This is a genomic window from Haloferax sp. AB510 (assembly GCF_024136985.1).
Classification (GTDB): Archaea; Halobacteriota; Halobacteria; order Halobacteriales; family Haloferacaceae; genus Haloferax.
Window position 1 is genome coordinate 1 of the sequence record NZ_JAMYJY010000190.1, and the last position, 2803, is coordinate 2803.

Consider the following 2803-nt stretch of genomic DNA (forward strand, 5'->3'; position numbering starts at 1 on the left):
CTGGCGACCTGCTGGGCGCGACGAACGAACTGGCCCGCGCCGCGCCGTCCACGTGGGGGTGGTGACGTGGACGCTCTCGTGATGTGCGGCGGCCGCGGCACCCGCCTCGACGCGCCGGTCGAAAAGCCGCTCGTGGACATCTGCGGGCGACCCATGCTCGACCGGGTCGCCGCGGCGCTCCGCGATTCGTCCGTCGAGAGCGTCCGCGCGGTCACTTCGCCGCACACGCCGAACACTCGCGACCGCGCCGCCGACCTCGGTCTCGACCCCATCGAGGCCCCCGGCGACGGCTACGTCTCCGACCTCGGCTTCGCGTTGGACCGCGTCACCCGACCGGTCGTCACCGTCGTCGCCGATCTGCCGCTCGTGGCTCCCGAGCACGTCGACGCGGTCGTTTCGGCCGCCGATGGCGGGGCCGCCACCGCGTGCGTCCCCGTCGAACTGAAGCGAGCCCTCGGAGCCAGCGTCGACGACGCGCTCGTCTTCGACCACGAGGGGACCGCCGTCTGCCCGACCGGGCTGGGCGTCGTCGGTCCCGCGGACGCTGAGGCGGGAACCCCTACTGACACCGACACCGACACTCATCCGACCATGTACCTCTCCACCGACACCAGACTCGCACTCAACGTGAACCGTCCGACAGACATCGCGCTCGCGGAGGACCGATGCGAGTAGTCCTCGTCGCCGGCACGACCGAGACGGCGAAGATTCCCGGCATCAGCGCCGCCGGCGCGGACCCGTCGCTCGTCGGTCACACACCGAGCGCCGACGCCGAAATTATCGAGTACGGCGAGCCAGTCCGCTCGCCGGTGACGCCGGTCAGTCCGACGGGTTGTCCGACGCCCGCGGCCGTCACCCGCGCCGTCAAGCAACTCACCGGGTTCGACGTGCTCACCGTGGACGCCGGCCTCGCCAAGCCGAGCGCCGCGCCGACCATCGACGTGGGCGCGCGCCCCGGCCGCGATATCCGTGAGAGCGAACCCGTCCCGACCGCGCCCGGCGCGTTCGAGGCGGCCCGGCGGATGGGCCTCGCGCTCCCCGAGGACGAACTCGTCATCGGCGAGACCGTCCCCGGCGGGACGACCACCGCGCTCGCCGTGTTCCGCGCGCTCGGCGAGGAGTTCCCCGTCTCGTCGTCGCTCCCGGACAACCCGACGAGCCTGAAAGAGGAGGTCGTCGCCGAGGCGTTCGAGGCCAGCGACGTCGAACCCGGCTTCGCGGCCCACAAGCCCCGGCGCGCCGCCCGTTACCTCGGTGATCCGGTGCTTCCGGTCGTGGCCGGACTCACCGTCGGCGCGCTCGAAAACGGCATCGACGTGACGCTCGGCGGCGGAACGCAACTGCTCGCGGCCGCCGCGCTCGCCCGACACGCCGGCGCGAACGGCGACCTGACGCTCGCCACCACCTCGTACCTCGCGGACGACGTGTCCGAGTTGGCCGACGCCGCCGAGGCGTTCGACCTCGAGTTGACCGTCACCGCCCCCGGCTTTGAGACGCACCCGCTGGACCGCTACGCCGCGGGCGAGGCCAAGGAGGGAGCGGGCATGGGCGGCGCGCTCATGCTCGCCGACCGGATGGGCGTCCTCGACGACGTGGAGGCGGCCACGCTCGACGTGCTCTCGACGCTGGACCCCGACGCGGTCGAGACCGGGACCGCGGCGGCCGACGCCGAGGTTGACGCCGACATCGACGATGGACCCTGAGTCCGTTCGGACGGGGAGCCGCGTCCCTCACGGCGGGACGACCGACCCGACCGTCCTCGACTTCAGCGCGAACACCAACCCCGAGCGTCCCGACGGCGTCGAGGCGGTGTTCCGCGAGGCGTTCGACGCTTCGACCCGCTACCCCGACGACGACTACGCCGACTTCCGGGGGGTCGCCGGCGACTACGTCGGCTGTGCCCCCGCGGCGGTCGTGCCGACTGCGGGCGGCCTCGAAGCCCTCCGACTCGCGTTCGAGGTGACGCTCTCACCCGGCGATACCGCGCTCGTCCCTCAACCGAGCTTCGGGGAGTACGACCGCGAGGTTCGCCTGCAGGGCGCGGAGCCGGTTCCCGTCGCCCACGACGCGATTCTCGACGCCGACCCCACGGACCACGCGGTCGCGGTCGTCTGCACGCCGAACAACCCGACGGGCGAACTCGCGCCCGCGGCCGACCTCCGGGCGTTCGCGGCGCGCTGCCGCGAGGTCGACACGGTCCTCGTCGTCGACGAGGCGTTTCTCGATTTCACCGACGAACCGAGCCTCGCGGGCGAAGCCGGCGTCGTCGTCGCTCGCTCGCTGACGAAGATGTTCGGCCTGCCGGGCATCCGCGCCGGCTTCGCCGTCGCCACCGGCAACCTCGGCGACCGACTCGCCGTGGCCCGACGGGCGTGGTCGCTCTCGACGCCCGCAGCCGCCGTCGGCGCGTACTGCATGGACGACGCCCAGTTCGTTTCGCGCACCCGCGAGCGCGTCGCTGACGAGCGCGAGCGACTCCGTGAGACGCTGTCCGAGGCCTTCGACGTGTACCCATCGGACGCGCCGTTTCTCCTCCTCGACGTCGGCGACCGCGACGTGGACGCGGTGGTCGAGACCGCCCGCGACCACGGCGTCGCCGTCCGGGACGCGACGACGTTTCCGACGCTCGACTCGCACGTCCGCGTCGCGGTGAAACGCCCCGACGAGAACGACGAACTACTCCGGGCGCTCGCCGCCGTCGCCACCGATGTTTGAGGCGACGCGCCGCGACGGCGTCTGTCGGCTACGCCGCCCGGACACGCGCTGGCTCTCGACGGGCTACGCCGGCGGCGAGTCGCGGGCC

At 72.9% G+C, this 2803-nt stretch carries 3 protein-coding genes and 1 pseudogene; all 4 read left to right on the forward strand.

The window, feature by feature from the left end; translation table 11 throughout:
- Positions 1 to 81 precede the first annotated feature (81 nt).
- The gene (locus tag NKF06_RS20300; RefSeq protein ID WP_253246433.1) at positions 82 to 675 is read left to right on the forward strand and encodes an NTP transferase domain-containing protein; all 594 of its coding nucleotides are present in this window, start codon (positions 82 to 84) and stop codon (positions 673 to 675) included.
- Entirely contained in the window at positions 666 to 1703 is a 1038-nt protein-coding gene (locus NKF06_RS20305; RefSeq protein WP_253246431.1) for a nicotinate-nucleotide--dimethylbenzimidazole phosphoribosyltransferase, read from the forward strand. Before NKF06_RS20300 ends, NKF06_RS20305 begins: the two co-directional genes overlap by 10 nt.
- On the forward strand, positions 1693 to 2715 hold the full coding sequence (gene cobD, locus NKF06_RS20310; protein ID WP_253246432.1) for a threonine-phosphate decarboxylase CobD: 1023 nt from the start codon (positions 1693 to 1695) through the stop codon (positions 2713 to 2715). The genes NKF06_RS20305 and cobD overlap by 11 nt, the downstream gene beginning before the upstream one ends.
- A pseudogene (locus tag NKF06_RS20315) lies at positions 2708 to 2803 on the forward strand (adenosylcobinamide amidohydrolase); the annotation flags it as partial. The gene cobD and the pseudogene NKF06_RS20315, both read left to right, overlap by 8 nt.

Excerpts from the sequence above, each read along its gene's own strand:
- NKF06_RS20300 (WP_253246433.1), top strand. The coding sequence starts at position 82 with ATGTGCGGCGGCCGCGGCACCCGCCTCGACGCGCCGGTCGAAAAGCCG.
- NKF06_RS20305 (WP_253246431.1), top strand. The coding sequence starts at position 666 with ATGCGAGTAGTCCTCGTCGCCGGCACGACCGAGACGGCGAAGATTCCC.
- cobD (WP_253246432.1), top strand. The coding sequence starts at position 1,693 with ATGGACCCTGAGTCCGTTCGGACGGGGAGCCGCGTCCCTCACGGCGGG.